Below are 20,925 nucleotides of genomic sequence, written 5' to 3' on the forward strand. Positions count from 1 at the left end.
ACTCTGATTCACCTAGAGTTTTCAGCGACACAAGGATGTGTCGCCAATTTCAATAACGGTAAGTGATTGAAATTGTGAAGAAATTGGAAATCGCATTTTCAATTTCTGTCTTCTGATTAAATCAGGGATGAATTAATCAGAAGTTCCTATATCTTTTAACAAACCAGTTCAGCAAAGGCTATGCCTTTTATTGATTGGGAGAGGTCATTCAACTCTGTGTGGATGACTACTTGCTCAGTAATTATTATGTATTTTCAAGGGCTTAGCTTTTGGAAGGGACGCAACACTTTATTTGTTACGATATTTTTAGGGAGTTGTATGTGATTTTAGAGAAGGTCGCGAAAGATAATTTGTAAAGTAACGCAGTATAACTTTGTTTGATATGCAACAAGATGTTGTGCGAGTTTATGAATGGTTTTTAATCTTGTTCAAGATGCTCGAAATTATCGAGCATCTTATTTTGGGGCGATTGAATTTTGCGATTTTTTAACGTATCTGTTAAAAGTGAAAAGCTACGTCTAAAAATGAAAAGTCACAGCGCCGTAAAAACCATCGATTTCAATGTCGGTATTAAAATCATCAAGGTCGTCGAGTTCCAGTTCGATAATGCGATAACCAAACTCTATTCCTAAATCGACGACGCTATCAAATGCGTAACCACCTCTGAGGGTTATGTCACTGAGAGAGTCGCCATCGATATCAATAAAGCTGGCATCGGCACCAACGTAAAATCCCGTTGCTGGAATATCAAATTGCACTTTGCCGTACAGCATGGGTAATGTTGCATCAATATCTAAGGTGTCTCTGCCGCTATTTTCACCGGTGACGGTTACTTCACCATCAAATACTCTGGCATTTATACCTAAATCTACAGAAACGTAATTATCGAGAATTTCGTAATACAAAATAACATCGGTGTGGCTTAAGTCTAAATCTGTTGCGACGGTTTCATTGACATTAAAGGTGATATCGTCAAACTCAAAAGCACGATTAAGAGTGGCGGTTTCGCTGGTGTCCATTTCGGTTCGTTGTAAGCGAATGTTGGGTAATACCGGAATAGGGTGTTCTAGAGCAATGTAGCCAAAGGAATAGTTATCGTCGTCGAAGCCTAATTCTTCAATATTCAGCGCGCTGTTGCCAATGTCACCACTGTATTCTGGATTCCAATTACCGATACCGGCATAAACACCAAGAATGGTATCTGCGTGTGCAGTCGTCAGAGTGAAAGGTGTTAGCAGTAAAGGTGTTAGCAAATATTTTGAAACGTTCTTAACAGAAAGCATTTTAAGTTCCTTAATCACTCAATAGCTTGAGTCTTTCAATGGCCCGTGTGTTTTGCATACTACAAGAGCAAGAGTTTTAACCAGTTTAAGAAATATATGCGTTTATTGTGGAGCTTTTTATTGGATTTTTCTGTGAAATATTCGTTTTATTTAAGTGCCGATATAAAAATATAAAAGGATCTCTGATTAATTCAGAGCTTTCATCTGAGTTTTGGTAATACAATAATCTGAGTTTTTGGTAACACAATAAGTAGTTGCTAATTTTAAGAACAGCTGAATTCAAGAGCAGTTGATTTTAAGAGCAACTGATTTTGACAACCAACAATAGACGATTGAAATGGCACAGAAATAGAGTTTCGTACTTTCAATTTCTGCTCTCAAATAAAATATAGAAGCGTTTATCAGTAACTTCTATGACATTAAAGCAAGACGTTTGATTTTCCAGTCTCTTTAAACAGCTTTAAAAATGCTTGGCTAGCGTTGCTGAGCGTTCGCTCTTTGTGGTGAATTAAGCCGAGCCTTCTATGAACATGAACTGAATTTAGCGAGAGAATTTTTAGATTGTCGTCCATTGTTATTGTTTTGGGTAATAGACTCCAGCCTAAACCAATGGAAACCATCATTTTTATGGTTTCTAAATAGTTGGTTGCCATACGTAATTCTAGGGGCAGGTTTTTTGAGGCAAATAATTGGCTTACCACTTGAGTGGTATAGGTATTTAGTTCAGGAAGAATTGCTGGGTATTTACTTAAGTCTTTGAGTTTTAAATCCTCAATTTTTGCAATGGGATGTTCTGGAGCACAGACGAATTCTAATGGATCTTGCCAAACCTGTGTTTCTTCTATGTTGGGATGTGGTTGATTGGCTAGTGTGACTACTGCCAATTCTGTTTCGCCATGTAAGATTTGCTGAAGCGCAATTTCAGAGTCTTTAAAATCTAAATTGAGTTTTACTTGAGGAAATTGATCGGCAAATGTTTTTAAATACTTGGGCAAGTGATGCAAACCAATGTGATGGCTGGTTGTTAATTTTAGCTCACCACCAATATTACCCGATAAATTGGTAATCAACGTTTCTGCTTCTTCTATTTCTCTCAATATCATTTCTGCTTTGGGTCTTAACGCTTTACCCGCTTCGGTAAGGTTAATATTGCGTGCGATTCTATCGAATAAGGTGCAGTTAAGTTGTTGTTCTAGCAGGGCAATTCGTTTACTCACCGCGGGTTGAGTTATGTGCAGTTGTTGCGCCGCTATGGAGAATGATCCTGTCTCAACAACGGTCAAAAAGGCTTTAAGAAGCTGTGTATCCACGAGATTACCTCATGCATTCCTATTGGTAATGCAAAATATAAAATATATGAATTTGTTTTATGGTAATTCTCTTCATACAATAACCGCAAGTTAGAATAATTCGCCTGATTTTTTGGAGAAACCCATGGCCGGTAAGACGCTATACGACAAATTATGGGAAGCTCATCTTGTGCAAAATCGAGATGATGGCTCCGCGCTTATTTACATTGATCGCCACATTGTTCACGAAGTAACGTCACCTCAAGCCTTTGAAGGACTGCGTATGGCCGGTCGCCCCTTGTGGCGTGCCGATAGCATTCTGGCGACGCCAGATCACAACGTACCAACGACCTTGTCTGAGCGCGCCAAGGGCGTTGATGGTATTGAAGATTCCGTGTCTAAGATTCAAGTTCAGACCTTGGATGACAACTGCGATGAATTTGGCGTGGTTGAGTACAAAATCAACGATACTCGCCAAGGTATTGTGCATGTTATTGGCCCAGAAAGCGGCGCTTGTTTACCGGGTATGACCATTGTTTGTGGTGACTCACACACCGCCACCAACGGCGCTTTGGGCGCTTTGGCGCACGGTATTGGCACCAGTGAAGTGGAGCACGTAATGGCGACCCAATGTTTGGTTGCCAAGAAAATGAAAAATCTGCTGATTAAGGTGGATGGCACGCTGGGTAAAGGCGTCAGTGCCAAAGACGTGGTTTTGGCGATTATCGCTAAGATTGGTACCGCTGGCGGTACTGGTTTCGCTATGGAATTTGGCGGCCAAGTGTTCCGCGATATGTCGATGGAAGGTCGCATGACCGTGTGTAACATGGCTATTGAAGCAGGTGCACGTGCCGGTATGGTTGCCGTTGACGACAAAACCATCGAATACGTTAAGGGTCGCGACTTTGCGCCAAAAGGCGAGCAGTGGGATCAAGCCGAAACCTACTGGCGCACCTTGGTCAGTGATGACGATGCCGTGTTCGATAAGGTTGTTGAAATTAACGGCTCCGAAATTTTACCGCAGGTCAGCTGGGGGACTTCTCCCGAGATGGTTCTGCCCGTCAATGCTTCGGTTCCAGAACCGCAGCTTGAATCCGATCCCGTCAAAAAATCCGGCATTGAGCGCGCTTTGAGCTACATGGGTTTGCAGGGCGGCCAAGCCATTACCGATATCAAGGTTGATCGCGTATTTATTGGTTCTTGCACCAACTCTCGTATTGAAGACATTCGCCAAGCGGCTGAAGTTGCTAAAGGCCGAAAAGTCGCAGACTCGGTTATTCAAGCCATGGTGGTACCGGGTTCTGGTCAGGTAAAAGCCCAAGCAGAGGCCGAAGGTTTGGACAAAATCTTAGTTGAAGCGGGTTTTGAATGGCGTGAACCGGGTTGTTCGATGTGTTTGGCCATGAACGCCGACAAGTTAGGTAACGGTGAACATTGCGCTTCTACCTCTAACCGAAACTTTGAAGGTCGTCAGGGTTACGGCGGTAGAACACATTTAGTGAGTCCTGCCATGGCAGCTGCTGCGGCAATTGCTGGTCACTTTGTAGACGTACGTAAGTTTTAAGGAGTTCTAAGATGAAGAGTTTTACACAAGTTGATGGCTTGGTCGCGCCAATGGATCGAGCCAACGTTGATACCGATATGATCATTCCTAAGAACTTTTTAAAATCCATTAAGCGCTCGGGTTTTGGTAAAAACCTGTTCGATGAATTGCGTTACATGGACGAGGGCTTACCGGATCAAGATTGTTCGCATCGCCCGTTAAACCCAGATTTTCCACTGAATTTCCCACGTTACCAAGGTGCACAGGTGCTTTTGGCCCGAGAGAACTTTGGTTGTGGTTCTAGCCGTGAACACGCTCCTTGGGCGCTGGACGATTACGGTTTTCGTTGTGTGATCGCGCCAAGTTTTGCTGATATTTTCTACAACAACTCATTTAAAAATGGTCTTTTACCGCTGATTTTACCGGCAGAAGCAGTTGATCAGTTATTTGCAGAAATGTACGCCAACGAAGGCTACCGTCTGAACGTCGATTTGGCTGCTCAAACCGTAACTACACCAAGTGGCGAGTCGTTTTCCTTTGAAATTGATGAGTTCCGCAAGCATTGCATGCTTAACGGTTTAGACGATATTGGTTTAACGCTACAAGAAGCCGATGCAATTCGTGCCTTTGAAGAAAAAGCGAAGCAAACCACCCCTTGGGTGTTTGGCATGATCAAAGCGTAAGCAACTGAATAAAGCTGCTGAAAATAGAGAGCAAGTTATGAGTAAGAATGTATTAATTATTGAAGGCGACGGCATCGGCATCGAGATTGTTGCCCAAGCCGAGAAGGTTCTGAAGGTAATCAACGAGAAAGACCAATTAGGTTTGGAGTTTGACTACGCCATGTTAGGCGGTCGCGCCTACGACAAGTATGGTCATCCTTATCCTGAAGAAACTCGCGAAAAGGCTCGTAAGGCCGATGGTATTTTGTTTGGCGCTTTGGGTGGCCCGCAGTGGGATGGCAAAACCGAGCGTCATTTGCGTCCAGAACAAGGCTTGTTAGATATTCGCTCCGATTTGGGTTTGTTCGCCAACTTCCGTCCTGCGAATGCATTTCCACAGTTGGTGGATGCATCACCGCTAAAGCCCGAACTGGTAGCGGGTTTGGATATTCTGATCATTCGTGAGTTAACCGGCGGCATCTATTTTGGCCAACCGCGCGGTATTCGCATCAACGACAAGGGCGAGCGAGAAGGATTCAATACCGATGTATACAGCGAATCTGAGATTCGTCGTATTGCTCACGTTGCCTTTCAAGCGGCACAAACTCGCAATAAGCGCGTGTGTTCTATCGATAAAGCAAACGTACTAGAAGTTACCGTGTTATGGCGTGAAATCATGGAAGAAGTCGCTAAAGACTATCCAGAGGTAGAACTTACGCACATGTACGTAGACAACGCGGCCATGCAGCTGGTGATTCGTCCAAAGCAGTTTGATGTGGTGGTTACGGGTAATTTGTTTGGCGATATTTTATCCGATGAAGCGTCTATGGTGACCGGTTCTATCGGCATGTTGCCTTCGGCTTCGCTGAATGAAAGTAGCGCTGGTTTTTACGAGCCTTGTCACGGTTCAGCGCCAGATATCGCTGGACAAAACATTGCCAATCCACTGGCAACCATTATGTCTGCGGCAATGATGTTGCAGTATTCGCTGGGTGCACCAGAAAGCGCGGCAAAAATTAATGCAGCGGTGAATGCGGTGTTAGATAAAGGCTTAAGAACGCGCGATATTAAGTCTGAAGGCTGCACGATTGTGTCTTGCTCGGAGATGGGCGATGCTGTGGCTGAAGCGATTCAGGCGCTATAAGCCTTATCGATAGATAATCAACCAGTTTTTTAAACCTCTGATTAATGCATGTGTTATTGAATCGGAGGTTTAAAAATGAAAAGTCGATTTTCAATTTCTGTGTGATTTCAATAACTTATCTGTATTGAAAGACCCCTGTATTAAAGGGTTTCTGCACAGGAAGGTCTTTGCATAGAAAGCGTCGATACAAATGCATTTCTGCAAAAAACGCGGATTTATCTCGGTTTCTTCTTATTATTCTTATTAATTCAGCATTCTTTGCTCAACTGTTTTAATGATTGAACCTAAGTTCTTGATCAAAACATTTGCCATGAGAATAATTCGCTACATTATTAAATAAAATAAATTCTATAATTTTTAATATTTATAATTATTTTATATATCCTTCTTTGGTCCTGTAGCGTAATTTTTTCTTTCTTGTTTGAACAAAATTATTCTTTATATTCTTAGTTTTTAAGCTTAAATGTTACTGAAAGATGATTTTTTGATTATTGAAATTTTAGTGCTTAAAACAAATTCGTGTATTTGCCGTCAATTTTTGACGAAATTAAGTTTTTTTATTTCTTTATGATGTAAATCGCCTAAATTCTATAATATTTAATTGTGTTGCTAATAGACAACACAATGTTGCACGGTTGCGAGTTGTTGCAATAGAGCTGCATAAATTATGAAAATAGATATAATCCCCGCCTTGTTGGAATTTCCATCTTATTAAGTCGCTGAGTTAATACACGTCAAACAATGCGCTTAGTCATAGGTTACTTCTTTTTAAAACCTCAAATAGAACAGGTTCTTTGTCCTATATATTTAAATGGCAGGACGGTTTTGAAATTTGGTTATAAGCAGTTGAGTCGTAAATTATCTGTAAATTACGTCGGATTGTATTTTTATCCACTTTAATAAATAGGCATAACGTCTATTTTAGTAATGTGCGATATATTTATACACGGCCTTTGTGACTCTCAGTTTTCATGACTCTAAGCGTTAATGACTATAGGAAACTCTGATTAACCTAGAGTTTCTCGCGACACAAGGATGTGTCGCCAATTTCAAGAACTGTAAGTGATTGAAATTGTGAAGAAATTGGAAATCACATTTTCAATTTCTGTCCTCTGATTAAATCATGGATGAGTTAATCAGAGGTTCCTATAAGTTTTTTGGCTATAAGTATTCATGACTATAAGTTGGAACTTAAAACAGTTTTTGAACGTTTTAAATTTATTATGGAAGTGTAATGTTGATGATGTTAACAGCTTGTTCATTAAATCCAGGTTGTTAGCTGCTAAACAGTAAATTTTTTCTAATAAAAGCCGATAACTGCACGTTGATGTTTAGAAAATGGGTTTTTATTATTAAATACTTGAAAAGCAACTTTTGATCGGACTATTTATTCTATTGAACGAACAGGGTTCTCGAAAAAAAGATTTAAACTTACACGAATACTTAACGAAAATACGGACTTAATAAAGAGAAAGTGTATGCCTATAGAGTGTCAATTTGACCAAGAGCATGGTGAACTTAACTTGCTAATGGATGAGCGTTTTGAATTTGAAAATTGTCGTGAGTTTAGAGTTGCTTATGAATCAGCCAAAGACCATGATCTTCATAATATTACTTTAAACTTTGCTCATACCCGCTATGTTGACAGTTCTGCGCTGGGTATGATGATAAACATGAAAAGATATTACGCCGATCAGGCCGTTGATATTAAGTTGACGAATTGCTCTGAGCAGATCAAAAAAATATTAATTGTTGCTCACTTTGATAAGCAATTCGAAATACTCTAGCGCTGGAGACATACTTGAAGCTCCTGATCGCTGACGGTGTCGAAGCGAACCGTCATTTTCTACAGCGCCTTTTAAAAGATTCTGGTTTTACTTGTATAGAAGCCAAAAATGGATCTGAGGCGGTTGAAATGGTTGTACAGCATGAAGATCTGTGCGCTATTTTAATGGCTGTAGAAATGCCAGAAATGAGCGGTCTGGATGCTACCCGTATTATCAAAAAAACCATTAAAGATATTTATTTGCCGGTAATTTTTATCACATCCATGGATGATGATGAGACCTTGGAGCAATGTTTTGCGTCCGGCGGTGATGACTATCTTTCAATGCCTCTTAACAAGACGGCTCTAATCTGCCGATTAAACGCACACCGTCGTTTATATTCACTGACCTCTAATATTAATCAAAAAAATAAAGAGCTACAGTTTCACCAAGATATGGTTGAGCGTGAACACGCTGTGGTTGAGCACGTATTTGCCAATGTTATTAATCCGGCTATGGCTCAGCTTGATTTTGTCCGCCCATATATTTCACCCATGACCACTTTTAGTGGTGATTTGTATCTGGCTTCAATTAATGCAACCGGTTCGACCTACATTTTTTTAGGTGATTTCACAGGACATGGCTTGTCGGCGGCCATTGGTTGTATGCCGGTCTCAGATATTTTTTATGCGATGTCTAGCAAATGTGCTTCTATTGCAGAAATTGCTGCTGAGGCGAACCGTAAATTACTGCATATTTTGCCCGACAATATGTTTTGTTGTGCAGTGATTCTTGAACTTAGTGCCGAACAAGATTTTATGCGTGTGTGGAGCGGTGGCATGCACGATATTTTAATCTTTGATGCCAATAATCAACTGGTACAACGCATAGAATCGCAACACATGCCTTTGGGTGTACTCGCAGGTAATGAGTTTGATAGCACGACGGTTGAATATGCGCTAGAAAAAAATACTCGCATGTTAATGTTTACCGACGGTGTTATTGAGGCGCAAGATGAAACGGGCGAGCAATTTGGTGAAGATAATTTAGAAGCATCAGTGACAACATCTGCGTTAAAACCGCTTGATGCAGTGATGGATGCTTTTAAATTATTCAAACCGGATGGCGAGCAGCAAGACGATATTTCTATGGTGGAAATATCCATTAACGAAGATTACCAAGTTCCAAAAAATATCGTTCAAAAAATTCCCTCTCGTATTAACGCAATTTCATTGGGTGAACATAAGAATGGAATTTTACCTTGGCGACTCACTGTGCAGTTAAATCCTTCGGATTTCACCAATGAAGGTTTAACCAATCATGTTTTAGGTCATATGCTCGCAGGAGGTTTGTCAAGAGAACAGCAGGGTAATGCATTTCGAGTTGTTGCCGAGCTCATAGACACGAAATTATTAAATGTCAAAATTACTAATTGCACCGGTGCAAAACTGAAAGTGTCTGGCGTTAACTCGGAGACTTCACACTCTAATTATTCTTGCGAAAGTACCTGTGTTAAAGCGTCATCTTTGAAGGAGTTTACGTCAGAATTTCAGTTAATTCTGACTGTAACCGTAGAGCCGGAGCCTTTATTAGCCGTCGATATTATGATTGGCTCTTGTCCTTTAAAATCATTTTGTGGCCAAGAGTCAGATCGTGGTCATTCATCTGTGTCTTTTTGTGAAGATAAATCAGAACTTTCTTTATTAAACGGTATGTGTAAAACATTAACCGTGTACAACGGCGGTTGTGGTATTAAGGCCGAAGTCAAATTAAACATGACTCAATAAGACTCCGGGAATATAAGTTCGAGAAATCTCTGATCAACTTTTCTACAGTTGAATCGGAGCGTAGCGATTAGCACCGCATTTTGCGTCAATACTAAGTCAACGCGATTTTCTTTAGGAACCTCTGATTAACTCATTCATGATTTAATCAGAGGACAGAAATTGAAAATGCGATTTCCGATTTCTTCACAATTTCAATCACTTGCCGTTCTTGAAATTGGCGACACATCCTTGCGTCGCGAGAAACTCTAGGTTAATCAGAGTTTCCTATAGATTAATTAGACATCCCTTAAATTGGTCTCGATTCTGGCGTTTTTATTGTTGAGACGCACAAATTCTTTCGACTACGGTTAACAGTTGGTGACATAAAAATCGCAATTGATTTTCGCTGATGACCAGTGGCGGCATAATGTAAACCAGTTTGCCGAAAGGTCGAACCCAAATTCCGGCTTGTACAAACCAGTCTTGTACGTCGTGTAACGTAACCGGATTTTCCAACTCTACCACACCAATTGCACCGAGCGATCGAACATCGCTAACACCTTTTATGAATTTAGCGGGCGTTAATTCTTGAATCATTATGTGATGAATATGCGCGACTTGCATTGGCCAATTTTGTTGTTGGAGCAGTTGACAACTTTTTAGTGCAACGGAACACGCCAGGGGATTGGCCATAAATGTTGGGCCGTGCATAAAAACAGGAACGTCACCGGTGCAAATTTTTTCAGCTATTTCGTTGGTGCATAGGGTCGCAGCAAGAGTCATGTAACCTGCGGTTAGAGATTTTCCTAAGCACAGAATATCGGGTGTAATATCGGCGTATTCGCAGGCAAATAATTTACCGGTGCGACCAAATCCGGTGGCAATTTCATCGGCAATTAATAAAACATTGTGCTCTTCGCACAATTGTTTGACGCGCTTTAAAAATTCGGGGGAATAAAAATTCATGCCTCCGGTGCCTTGTACAATAGGCTCTAATATAACCGCCGCAAGTTGATCACGATTTTTTATAATGGTTTCTTTAAAATCTTTTAGGTGTGACTCGTCAAAGGTCTCATTAAATTTCACGCTGGGTGAGTCGGTGAATACTTGCTTTACCAAAATCTCTGAAAAAATATGATGCATTCCAGTTTCGGGATCGCATACAGACATGGCCGCAAAGGTATCGCCGTGGTAGCCGCGTCGAAGACTCATCAATTTATGTTTGGATTTTTTACCCTGAGACTGCCAGTACTGAAGAGCCATCTTGATGGCTACTTCAACGGCAACCGAGCCGCTATCGCTGAAAAATACTCGTGTTAATCCAGTGGGCGTCATGTTTACGAGAGTTTCGGCCAAATCCACCGCGGGTTGGTGGGTTAGGCCGCCAAACATAACATGAGAGACTTTATCGATCTGCGTTTTTAATGCTTGATTCAATTCAGGATGGTTGTATCCGTGAATAACAGACCACCAAGAGGCCATGCCGTCTACCAGTACTCTGCCATCAACCAGTGTGATTTCAGCGCCTTCGGCACGCTCAACCGGATATACCGGTGACGGAACAAGGGCGTTAGAGTAGGGGTGCCATAGAAATTCTTGATCTCTTTGAATAAGAGATTCAGCGAGTTTTTGCGGGTCTTGTACAGACATAACATACCTAAAAATTTTGAAATCACGCTATTGTAGGGATCTTGGCTTAACAAAGAAATCTTTGCACCGTGATTGCTAAGGTTTGGTCGTTGTATTGGTCGTTGCATTGGCAGTGAATAGCGATAAAATAGCCGGCTTTTTAGTCATGCTCGGACGCGAATATAGGTATCCGGCGTGGCTCGCAATGCCAGCCGATTTGGGCGAGTGTTGTCGATTGCAGTCCTGGGTTGCAGTCTTGGGTTGCAGTCCTCGCTAGCAAGGTTACGCTGAAACACGTTCTTAATGAATTAGGTTAATTGATATGACAATGGTGAGTGATCGTAAAGGTCGTTTGGAATTTAACAAGCTGCAAAAACGATTGCGCCGTTTGGTTGGGCAAGCCATTATCGATTACAACATGATCGAAGCGGGTGACAAGGTCATGGTGTGTTTGTCTGGCGGTAAAGACTCCTACGCTATGCTTGATGTCCTTATGGCGTTACAAAAAACAGCCCCTATCGACTTCGATTTAATCGCCGTAAACCTTGATCAAAAGCAACCGGGTTTTCCGGAACATGTTCTCCCAGAATACTTATCAAAGATTGGTGTCGATTTTCATATCATCGAACGTGATACCTACAGTGTTGTGAAAGAAGTTATTCCCGAAGGAAAAACAACCTGCGGTCTTTGTTCGCGATTACGTCGCGGCACTTTATACGGGTTTGCAGAAGAAATTGGCGCGACTAAAATCGCCTTGGGTCATCATAAAGACGATATCGTGGAAACCTTATTTTTAAATATGTTTTACGGTGGACGTTTGAGTTCTATGCCGCCAAAATTGCTGGCCGATGACAAGCGTAATATTATTATTCGGCCGATGAGTTATTGTCGTGAGCGCGATTTAGAGGCTTGGGCAGAACTGCGCGAGTTTCCAATTATTCCGTGCAATCTGTGCGGTTCACAAGAAAATTTGCAACGTCAAGCAATCAAAGCGATGTTACAACAGTGGGATAAACAATTCCCCGGGCGTACGGAAACTATTTTTGGCGCACTGCAACGAGTGGCTCCTTCGCAATTGGCGGATTTAAATTTATTTGATTTCGTAAATTTGAAACTGGATCGAGAATCATCAAGCATAGCTGATAGTAATACCAGCGATTTAGAAATGGGTGCTATGCCTTGGTCGAAAGATTTGCCCGCAAGCTCTAATGAATCTTATTTAACTGATGAAGTTGTTAAAATTATTGAGCCGGTTCGCTAGTCGCTTATTTAGATGTTGCTGTGACGTCTATTTAACGGAGGCTCTGCTTAATTGAGAGTTTCCGTTACTGCGAGAGTTTTGGATACTACAAGTATTTATCGAAAATTTTCGCACTCATAAATTATTAAAATAATAAAGAAATTGGAAATCGTATTTTCAATTTTAATCTTTTAATTCAATGGCAAATCAGCCGGTCCGAAGTATCAACGTTGCTTTTTTGGCTGATTCTCTTGGTAGATTGGTTCATTCCTTGTTTTATTGCTCAGGCCTTGTATTACAAGCGGTTGCTAAAAAATATCTGGCTGATGTAAAACCTTCTGCCTTTTTGGCCAAGACAAACAGAATGTTTTTGCTTCAGATCTATTGAGTAACCCCAAATGTCCCTACAATAAAATTCGTGTCGTCTATAAGCCTGAAACTTCTTATTTCGAAGATTTAGATTGGTGGCGTATTTATTATTAAAGATGGGTAATGATATTGCTCATAGTTAACGTGATACGAATCGATATTTTCTCCATTTTATTAAAAGGGTTATTAACAGGTAATGCATATTTTTCTGATTTAGATTTAGCTGTTTTAGGCTTATCTAACAGTCTGTATTTGTAGGAAGCTCTGTTTAACCCAGAGTTTTCAGCTGAAAATGGATGTATCGCCAATTTCAAGAACTATAAGTGATTGAATTTACGAAGATATCGGAAATCACATTTCGATTTCTATTCTCCTATTGAATCATGGAGAGGATAATTCGAGATTCCTATAGCGAATTACAATGCTATTTTTTACAGGTTTGTGTTGAGTTTAAATTGACACCAAGAAAAATGCTGTTAAGGGTTACCCTATAATGTCTGTTTTTTCAAAGAATCTTGGGTTTAAAATTTATATTTGATGAATAAATACGAATATTCCGCGTAAATTATTTTAAGGGCTGGAAATGTTTAAGTATCTTTAACTATACTATTTTCTTGTAATTATAAAAAAAATATAATTACGTCTAAATGTGAATAAATCGTTCCGAAATATAAGTGTTTAGGGTTTGAAAAACATACTGTTCGTCTTTGCGTATCTTAGCGGCTCAGGCTACAGACTCCCTTTCTTAGTTTAGGAGAATGTGGAAGAAAATTGTAATGGAAAGCCCCAATAAATCTGGTTTAGCGTCCTATGATAATTCCCGTGTTATTGGCTTGGGTGTCCTTCTATTTTTGATAGTTGTTATCGTCTCGGCGATGTATCAGGTTAACAGAACATTCTCGCAAGAAAGAGAAGAGTGGTTCGATACGTTTAACCAAACATTACCGCTTATAGAATCTTTGATAATCAATCGATTAATTCTCTCCGAAGAAGGTGCATCTCAGTTTCAAGTCAGTGAAATTTCCTACAATAGTAATATTCATTCGCTCACCATTACCGACGCTTTAAACAGACCTGTGTATGAGTACATAAGTATCAGTGACGAGCACAATGCTTTTATATGGTTTACGCAATTGTTGGGTGATCAATACGTTCTGTACAAAAGGGATCTGCTTTATACGGATTCTGATATTAATGCCGAATATCTTGGTAATTTGTCCATTGAGATTGATCAGAATAGTGTTTATACACCGTTGTATAAGGCGGCTATTACTGATTTTATAGTTCAGGTTTTATTGGATTGTCTATTGTTATTGTTGTTGGTGTATTTTTATTACGTCTATTACTCTAAACCTGCACGTAAACTCGCAGACGAATTGCATTCTTTGAGTTTAAACGATGCACAAAATCATCGGATCGCAAGTTTTGATAACCGGCAAGACAGCTTTGGTGATTTGGCAAATTCTGCGAATCATTTGCTGTCAGAACTCGCTTCTGTCATTAAATCTGAAGGTCATCTAAAAGATCGACTTGCGCACCACCAATTGCATCTTCGTCAATTAATTGATTGTTTACCGGTGTATTTGTGTGTTCGCAACGCGAATGGACAAATTCTTTATGCGAATTCGGCGTGGTCGGCGACATTTGGTTTGTCTGTTGATGAAGTGTGTAACAAAAAATTCTCTGAAGTGGTTGATAAAGACGCAGAAAAGCTGCTTGGTGTGGCCCAGCATGATCGTACAGTTTTAGAAGAAGGGCGTAGTATTTTTGTAGCTGAAGAATGTTGGGTTGACAGTTTTGGTAATCCGCAAGTTTGGCAGAGTCATTATGTAAAATTGCGTTATGAAAATCAGCCTGTTGTATTGGTTGTTTCGTCGGATATTAGCGACCGTAAAAAGAAAGACGCTGATATCGAATTTATGTCCTACCATGATCCTTTAACAACCTTACCGAATCGTATTCAATTGGTTGATCGGCTCGAAAACGAAATTCATCGCGCCGCACGTCATCATTATTTCGGTGCAGTATTATTTATAGATCTAGATCAGTTTAAAAATATTAATGACTCTTTAGGTCATCCCGTGGGCGATATCGTCTTACAAGAAGTGTCTCGAAGGCTTTCTGCTTGTGTACGCGAAGGTGATGTTGTCTCGCGCTTGGGCGGCGATGAATTCGTGGCCGTGTTAACGGTTTTAGACACTGGTTTTGCTAGCGCCGAGAAAAAAGCCGTTAAAATTGGTGAAAATATTCGTGCACAAATATCACAACCTATTTTTCACAAAGATTTAGAGCTTCGCATCACCGCAAGTGTTGGGGCGGTTATTTTTCCGGATGGTAATGTCAGTGTTCATGAGCTGCTGAGCTATGCGGACACAGCGATGTTTCAGGTTAAAGAGACCGGTCGCGACGGCATTGCTCTTTTTAACGAAACCATGGCGGAATATTCTCGTAAGCTAATTTTGTTAGAAACGCAGCTTCATAAAGCGCTGGCGCTTGAGCAATTTGAGCTATTTTTCCAACCTAAAGTAGATGTTATGACGGGTTTTTTGACCGGCGCGGAGGCGTTACTGCGTTGGAAGCATCCTGAATTAGGTTATCGAAGTCCCGGTGAGTTTATTTCAATATTAGAAAGCTCGGGATTAATTGTTCAGGTGGGGAAATGGATTCTTGAGGAGGCTTGTCGCAATCTTCAAAGCTGGCAGGCCGCGTCTTTGTGGTTTCCAGAGATGCGTTTGAGCGTCAATATCAGCCCTCGACAATTTAGGCATCCAAGTTTTGTGGAGGATGTAAAAAGTATATTGCAGCACATTCCAATACAGCCAAAGACTCTCGATATAGAAGTGACAGAAAGTGTTGTTATCGGTAACGTGGATGATACCGTCGAAACGATGAACATGCTGGGTAAAGAAGGAATCAGTTTTTCTTTGGATGATTTTGGTACGGGTTATTCTTCCATTAGTTATTTAAAACGCTTGCCTGTTTCTACCTTAAAAATTGATCAGAGTTTTGTGCGCGATATCAGCGTCGATCGCAGCGATAAGGTCTTGGTTCAATCCATGGCAAATATGGGTAAGTTATTGGGACTAAAAGTAGTTGCAGAAGGTGTTGAAGAGAACGACCAATTGGATATTATTCGCGAGTTTGGATGTGATGAATATCAGGGATATTTCTTCAGCCGCCCAATTCCATGCGTTGATTTTATTGAGTTATTAAAGCGACACCGGCAAATGCGGGGAGCGAACGGCTCACGCCCCGCAACTTCTGGTTGATTTATACAGTTACTGATTACGCGGCAACCAGTGGAAGAGGAAAGGTAAAGCAAGCACCTTTGTTGGGTTCTGAATTAACATTGATCGTACTGTTATGCAGCTCCAAAATTCTTTTCACAATTGCCAAGCCCAAGCCAGTACCTGCCTGTTTCGATGCGGAATTCGAACTTTTATAATAGCGATCAAAAATAAACGGAATTTCATCCTTGGCAATGCCAACTCCGGTATCTTGGATTGACACCAAAACAGAATTCTCTCGTTCAGATAAATTGATGTTGATTTGCCCACCGTCGGGTGTATGGCGCAGTGCGTTATCGATGAGATTTTGAAAAACTCTTTCGATTAGACTCAAATCCCCCATCACCAAAAGGTTAGGTGTTTTTTGATTGAGTTTAAACGTGATGCCTTTTCTCGCGGCGTGTAGGTCGAATTCCTGGACAATGTCATGAATGAGCTCGGCAATCGAGAACGGTGTTTTTTCAACGGCCATGCTGCGACTTTCGAGTTTAGAGAGCTCAAACAGCGCTGAAATTAATTTGCCCAAGCGTTTACTGTGTCGAAGCGCAATTTTTAGATAGTCTTTCTTCTGCTGATTATCGAGTCGATCCAGCTTTAATATGACCGTCTCAATGTAGCCTTGAATGGATGCCAGCGGGGTACGTAAATCGTGAGAAATATTCGAGATAAGCTCTCTGCGCAAATGTTCACTTTGCTGCATTTCTTTAAACTGATCTTTAATTCGTTTTTGCATCACTCCAAAACTTGCCTCTAGGGCAAGCAGTTCATCTTGGGGAAGAACACCTTTATCTTTTGGTAGCGCGCATTTCTCTTCGGTAAAAAAGGTACGAGTTTGTTCGGTAAGATTTTTAAGTGGCTTGGTGATGCGTTTAAAGCCAATGTACAAGCTAATAACCATTACGATCATCAACGCGGCAGCAATACCCAAGCTGACTTTTAAGATGTAGCTGGTTGTAAGTTGTTCGGCAATAGATTGGAAGGATTGGCTAGATAAGACAACGTACAAATAGCCTTTTAACTCGCCATTTAAAAATACGGGTGCCGCCGAAAATATGCATTGTTGGCTGGGCACTCTGGGATCATCTCCGTAAATGGGGCCGTTTAATTTGCCGTCTAAAAAAGACGAAACCGGAGAAAGATTTACTCGCGTAAGTTGAACGTCGTCGGTATGTAACGCGTGGCCCAAAATTTTTCCGTTTGGATCGAGTAGGTAGACCTCAACCAGCGGGTTAATCATCATGGTATGCATGGCGGTGTCGGTGAGAGCTTCTTTTCTCACCTCGCCGTCTTTATCAAATAAGGCTTCTTGGTGTTCAATGATGTATCTAGCCAGCTCTTTGTTCAGCAATTGAGTAATTTCAGCGTGATATTGGCTGTTACTCCAGAGGGTGAGAGCAAGAATTGATGCTGTGGCGAAAAGCGTAAAGGCAATTAACATTGCCGTTAGTTTTCCGTGCAGAGGCAGTTTAGAAAACATCACTAATTCCTTACTGTGTGCTGTGGTTTGGCGTGTTTAAAGAATGATCAGTTAAGCATCTTTCACTTCAAAGCGATAGCCCACACCCCAAATCGTGTGAATAAAGCGTGGGTTTGCCGGATCAGCCTCAACCTTGCCGCGCAAGCGGTTAATGTGAGAGTTAACAGTATGTTCGTAACCTTCATGACCATAGCCCCAAACTTCTTGTAGAAGTTCTAGTCGCGTAAAGGCTTTTCCTGGGTGAGATGCGAAAAACCACAATAAATCGAACTCTTTAGCCGTGAGATCAACAGGTTTGTTGCTTAACGATACGGTTCTGCGTGATTTATCAAGAATAAGGTCGCCGCGTACTATGACATCGCCGGAATCATGATTAGGGTCGCTTAGCATGTTTACACGACGTAAAAGTGCTTTAATGCGCGCGTTGAGCTCTAAAATGCTAAAAGGTTTGGTGAGATAATCATCTGCTCCCAACTCAAGGCCAAGTACCCTATCGAGCTCGGTAGAGCGGGAGGTCAGCATTAAAATGGGTACATAATTGTAATTGCTGCGTAGTTGTCTACAAATTTCCAGACCATCCATTGACGGAAGCTGTAAATCTAAAATAATAAGATCCCAGCGCTGGGTAGTCGCCTTTCTGAGTCCTTCTAGACCGTCTTGGGAACTCTCGACATGGGTGGTAGCTGAGCTTAAATGTAATTGGATTAAGTCGGCGATGTCTTTTTCATCTTCGATTACCAAGAATCGCTGAGGTTTATCTTCGCTGCTACCTGAGTCACCTGTAGCTGGCACTTTGTGTTCCATAGTCAACGCCTTATTGTTCCAGTATTTAAGCAAATCGGTTTTGAAGAGTTTCACTGACAGAAAGTAATTAGTTGTTTGAACGATTACAACCAGTTTTATGGTCTTTTATAACTTTTATAGTGGTTGCTTAATACTTCACCTGCTGATTAACTGACTTGAAGACTCTTCGAAGAGGGAAATTCCTTCCAATTCGCTGTTTGAGACCTGCCTTTGAAGGTAAAGAGAGTGAATAAATTACCCGTCTTTTTGATGCTTAAAACGACTGTTTATTTTTTAAAAAATTTCAGCAACGTTAGCTAAAACTCTTAACGTTTGTATAACATTGCGTAAGACCAGCCAATTTAACAGAATTCTCCTTGGATGCGGCCTACTTTTAAAAATAGGAAACTCTGGTTAACTTAGAGTTTCTCGCGACACAAGGATGTGTTCTCTGATTAAATCATGGATGCGTTAATCAGAGGTTCCAATAGTGTTTGCACTAAAAATTGTGATTACCGCTGTGCGTGGTCTAGTTCTTAAGTTCTGGTTGGTTCAGATTCAATGCTGCGTTTATTCAGTGCGAATTTGCTCTTGCAGAATCTCAGGTAAATAGGCTTGTTTACATTCGCTTTTATTTAATTTGTAATTTGCAGTCGTCCTTTTAAGCTCATTTAGCTTGCGAAGCCTGTTATCTCAAGGTTGGATTTCTGAGCTTATCGATTTTTTGTACAAAACTCATAGGAACCTCTGATTAACGCATCTAAGGTTTAATCCGAGACCTGAAAGCTTCCGGGTTAATCAGAGTTTTCTATTCCCTTTAATCTCTTATACCAGCAAGAAAGTTCTACTTATGATTATGAAAGAAGATGTTTTAGAGAAATTGGCCAACATTTCTCAAAGCACTTTATTACCGATTCCTCAGGCAACTATGGATGATATCGTCGATGCCCAAGAAGAAATGTTGGTGTCTTTTCCCGCCGAGTTCAGGGATTTCTTAATCTCTGTAAGTCACATGGAGGTTGGATCAATCGAGCCGGTTACTCTCAGTGACCCTGAATTGCATACCTATTTGCCCGAAATGGCTTCGCAAGCCTGGGAATTGGGGTTACCCAGAGATCTTTTGCCCCTGTGCAGAGTTGAGGACGGTTTCTACGTTGTGACGCTTGCCGATCAAGTGGAGTTTTGGCGAATAGAAGACCAAGATTTTAGCGGAGATATCTGGGAGTCGATCTGGCAGTGGGCCGATGAGGTTTGGCTCGAAAGCTAAAATCTACCCAAAAGTGCAGTTATTTCGATGAAATAAAGGGCTGCGTGGTTAGCGTCTTTATCTGTACTGAGCATTTTTTGATTGCCTATTTATCAATAAATGTGATGATCAAATTGCCCAGTGTTTACATTCAACGCCTACAATTCATAGCCGCAAGCAAGTACAGGTGCTAAAATTGCGCCCCTTTTTTATCTATTGATGTTATTTGAGAGAGTTAAAACTATGCGTGTTGGATTTGTTGGCTGGCGAGGAATGGTTGGTTCTGTTCTTGTAGAAAGAATGTTATCCGAAAACGATTTCACGGACATCGAGCCAATTTTCTTCACGACATCAAACCCCGGAGGTAAGGGGCCTGATATTGGTAAGGAGATTCCACCGCTACAAGACGCAATGTCTGTTGATGCTCTTTCAGATATGGACGTAATTCTCTCCTGCCAAGGAGGAGATTACACAAAAGAAATCTATCCGCAGTTACGTTCTGCTGGCTGGAAAGGCTACTGGATCGATGCCGCTTCTGCGTTGCGTATGTCTCAAGACTCGATCATTGTTCTAGATCCAGTTAACGCCGATGTTATCAAAAATGGTTTGGCCAATGGCGTAAAAGACTTCATTGGCGGTAACTGTACCGTGAGTCTGATGTTGATGGGTTTGGGCGGTCTATTCAAAGAAGGTTTGGTTGAATGGGCGAGTGTTATGACCTACCAAGCAGCGAGTGGTGCTGGCGCTAAAAACATGCGTGAGCTCATTGCTCAAATGGGTGTTTTAAGAGATTCGGTCTCTGACCTGTTGAATGACCCTGCAAGTGCTATATTAGATATTGACAAGAAAATTGCTCAAACAATGCGCTCTGCTGAATTCCCTACCGCTGAATTCGGCCATCCTTTGGCAGGTAGCTTATTACCGTTTATTGATACTCAACTCGATAATGGCCAAAGCCGAGAAGAGTGGAAGGCTCAAGCAGAAGCCAACAAAATCTTAGCAACACAAACTCCGGTGGCAATTGACGGTACTTGTGTTCGAATTGGTGCGATGCGCTGTCACAGCCAAGCAATTACGCTGAAATTAACTAAAAATGTTGATTTGTCTGACATTGAAGCGTTAATCGAAAACTCTAATGCGTGGAGTCGAGTCGTTCCGAATGATCGCGCTACCACCATGGCTGAACTTACACCCACTAAAGTAACCGGTACTTTGGATATTCCTGTGGGTCGTTTGCGTAAGCTAAGTATGGGTGATCAGTACTTAAACGCATTTACAGTTGGTGACCAATTACTTTGGGGTGCTGCTGAACCGTTAAGAAGAATGCTACGCATCCTAGTCGAAAGCCGTTAAGCAGTGGCTTTATAACTTTTAGTGGATGTATTTAGATATGCTTGAGATAAAAGTACTCAAGCATATCTACCAAATCGATTGACATTTC

Annotated in this window: 14 protein-coding genes; 9 read left to right on the forward strand and 5 right to left on the reverse strand. The window is 41.2% G+C overall.

The window, feature by feature from the left end:
- Window positions 1-518 precede the first annotated feature (518 nt).
- A complete protein-coding gene (locus ACYQ2C_RS01230) occupies window positions 519-1,283 on the reverse strand; it encodes a TIGR04219 family outer membrane beta-barrel protein (RefSeq protein ID WP_460099239.1) in 765 nt (254 codons plus the stop codon).
- A gap of 419 nt (window positions 1,284-1,702) precedes the next feature.
- The gene (locus ACYQ2C_RS01235) at window positions 1,703-2,593 is read right to left on the reverse strand and encodes a LysR family transcriptional regulator (RefSeq protein WP_460099242.1); all 891 of its coding nucleotides are present in this window, start codon (window positions 2,591-2,593) and stop codon (window positions 1,703-1,705) included.
- A 124-nt stretch (window positions 2,594-2,717) separates the two neighbouring features.
- Here ACYQ2C_RS01235 and leuC point away from each other — a divergent pair, with 124 nt between their 5' ends.
- The 5 genes from leuC (at window position 2,718) to ACYQ2C_RS01260 (ending at window position 9,474) form a co-directional block, all read left to right on the forward strand.
- Window positions 2,718-4,136: a 3-isopropylmalate dehydratase large subunit gene (gene leuC, locus ACYQ2C_RS01240; RefSeq protein ID WP_460099244.1), complete on the forward strand. Its 1,419-nt coding sequence runs from the start codon at window positions 2,718-2,720 to the stop codon at window positions 4,134-4,136.
- Window positions 4,137-4,147: 11 nt separating this feature from the next.
- Window positions 4,148-4,798, forward strand: coding sequence for a 3-isopropylmalate dehydratase small subunit (gene leuD, locus ACYQ2C_RS01245; RefSeq protein WP_460099246.1), 651 nt, complete (start codon window positions 4,148-4,150; stop codon window positions 4,796-4,798).
- Window positions 4,799-4,835: 37 nt separating this feature from the next.
- On the forward strand, window positions 4,836-5,921 hold the full coding sequence (gene leuB / locus ACYQ2C_RS01250) for a 3-isopropylmalate dehydrogenase (RefSeq protein WP_460099249.1): 1,086 nt from the start codon (window positions 4,836-4,838) through the stop codon (window positions 5,919-5,921).
- 1,478 nt (window positions 5,922-7,399) lie between these two features.
- Complete coding sequence (locus tag ACYQ2C_RS01255) at window positions 7,400-7,708, forward strand: STAS domain-containing protein (RefSeq protein ID WP_460048593.1); 309 nt, start codon at window positions 7,400-7,402, stop codon at window positions 7,706-7,708.
- A gap of 14 nt (window positions 7,709-7,722) precedes the next feature.
- Window positions 7,723-9,474 carry a SpoIIE family protein phosphatase gene (locus ACYQ2C_RS01260; protein WP_460099252.1) on the forward strand — a complete coding sequence of 584 codons (1,752 nt, stop codon included), beginning with the start codon at window positions 7,723-7,725 and terminating at the stop codon, window positions 9,472-9,474.
- A 312-nt stretch (window positions 9,475-9,786) separates the two neighbouring features.
- Here the strand turns inward: ACYQ2C_RS01260 and bioA are convergent, their stop codons facing one another.
- Window positions 9,787-11,103, reverse strand: a complete 1,317-nt coding sequence (gene bioA, locus ACYQ2C_RS01265) for an adenosylmethionine--8-amino-7-oxononanoate transaminase (RefSeq protein ID WP_460048590.1) — start codon at window positions 11,101-11,103, stop codon at window positions 9,787-9,789.
- A gap of 307 nt (window positions 11,104-11,410) precedes the next feature.
- Here bioA and ttcA point away from each other — a divergent pair, with 307 nt between their 5' ends.
- Window positions 11,411-12,343: a tRNA 2-thiocytidine(32) synthetase TtcA gene (gene ttcA / locus ACYQ2C_RS01270; protein ID WP_460099404.1), complete on the forward strand. Its 933-nt coding sequence runs from the start codon at window positions 11,411-11,413 to the stop codon at window positions 12,341-12,343.
- A 1,124-nt stretch (window positions 12,344-13,467) separates the two neighbouring features.
- On the forward strand, window positions 13,468-15,960 hold the full coding sequence (locus ACYQ2C_RS01275; protein WP_460099256.1) for a sensor domain-containing protein: 2,493 nt from the start codon (window positions 13,468-13,470) through the stop codon (window positions 15,958-15,960).
- A gap of 16 nt (window positions 15,961-15,976) precedes the next feature.
- On the opposite strand, the gene ACYQ2C_RS01280 is transcribed toward ACYQ2C_RS01275, so the two are convergent.
- Both ACYQ2C_RS01280 and ACYQ2C_RS01285 read right to left on the reverse strand, forming a co-directional pair.
- Entirely contained in the window at window positions 15,977-17,455 is a 1,479-nt protein-coding gene (locus ACYQ2C_RS01280) for a sensor histidine kinase (protein ID WP_460099259.1), read from the reverse strand.
- Window positions 17,456-17,506: 51 nt separating this feature from the next.
- Window positions 17,507-18,259: a response regulator transcription factor gene (locus ACYQ2C_RS01285; RefSeq protein ID WP_460099261.1), complete on the reverse strand. Its 753-nt coding sequence runs from the start codon at window positions 18,257-18,259 to the stop codon at window positions 17,507-17,509.
- An 829-nt stretch (window positions 18,260-19,088) separates the two neighbouring features.
- On the opposite strand from ACYQ2C_RS01285, the gene ACYQ2C_RS01290 reads away from it, so the two are divergent.
- The gene (locus ACYQ2C_RS01290; protein WP_460048584.1) at window positions 19,089-19,505 is read left to right on the forward strand and encodes an SMI1/KNR4 family protein; all 417 of its coding nucleotides are present in this window, start codon (window positions 19,089-19,091) and stop codon (window positions 19,503-19,505) included.
- A gap of 222 nt (window positions 19,506-19,727) precedes the next feature.
- Window positions 19,728-20,837 carry an aspartate-semialdehyde dehydrogenase gene (gene asd / locus ACYQ2C_RS01295; RefSeq protein WP_460099265.1) on the forward strand — a complete coding sequence of 370 codons (1,110 nt, stop codon included), beginning with the start codon at window positions 19,728-19,730 and terminating at the stop codon, window positions 20,835-20,837.
- The last annotated feature ends 88 nt before the right edge of the window (window positions 20,838-20,925 follow it).

It is taken from the genome of Sessilibacter sp. MAH3 (assembly GCF_054658275.1).

Coding starts and splice junctions, on each gene's coding strand:
- ACYQ2C_RS01230 (WP_460099239.1), bottom strand. CDS start 1,283: ATGCTTTCTGTTAAGAACGTTTCAAAATATTTGCTAACACCTTTACTG.
- leuC (WP_460099244.1), top strand. CDS start 2,718: ATGGCCGGTAAGACGCTATACGACAAATTATGGGAAGCTCATCTTGTG.
- leuD (WP_460099246.1), top strand. CDS start 4,148: ATGAAGAGTTTTACACAAGTTGATGGCTTGGTCGCGCCAATGGATCGA.
- leuB (WP_460099249.1), top strand. CDS start 4,836: ATGAGTAAGAATGTATTAATTATTGAAGGCGACGGCATCGGCATCGAG.
- ACYQ2C_RS01255 (WP_460048593.1), top strand. CDS start 7,400: ATGCCTATAGAGTGTCAATTTGACCAAGAGCATGGTGAACTTAACTTG.
- bioA (WP_460048590.1), bottom strand. CDS start 11,103: ATGTCTGTACAAGACCCGCAAAAACTCGCTGAATCTCTTATTCAAAGA.
- ttcA (WP_460099404.1), top strand. CDS start 11,411: ATGGTGAGTGATCGTAAAGGTCGTTTGGAATTTAACAAGCTGCAAAAA.
- ACYQ2C_RS01275 (WP_460099256.1), top strand. CDS start 13,468: ATGGAAAGCCCCAATAAATCTGGTTTAGCGTCCTATGATAATTCCCGT.
- ACYQ2C_RS01280 (WP_460099259.1), bottom strand. CDS start 17,455: ATGTTTTCTAAACTGCCTCTGCACGGAAAACTAACGGCAATGTTAATT.
- ACYQ2C_RS01285 (WP_460099261.1), bottom strand. CDS start 18,259: ATGGAACACAAAGTGCCAGCTACAGGTGACTCAGGTAGCAGCGAAGAT.
- ACYQ2C_RS01290 (WP_460048584.1), top strand. CDS start 19,089: ATGATTATGAAAGAAGATGTTTTAGAGAAATTGGCCAACATTTCTCAA.
- asd (WP_460099265.1), top strand. CDS start 19,728: ATGCGTGTTGGATTTGTTGGCTGGCGAGGAATGGTTGGTTCTGTTCTT.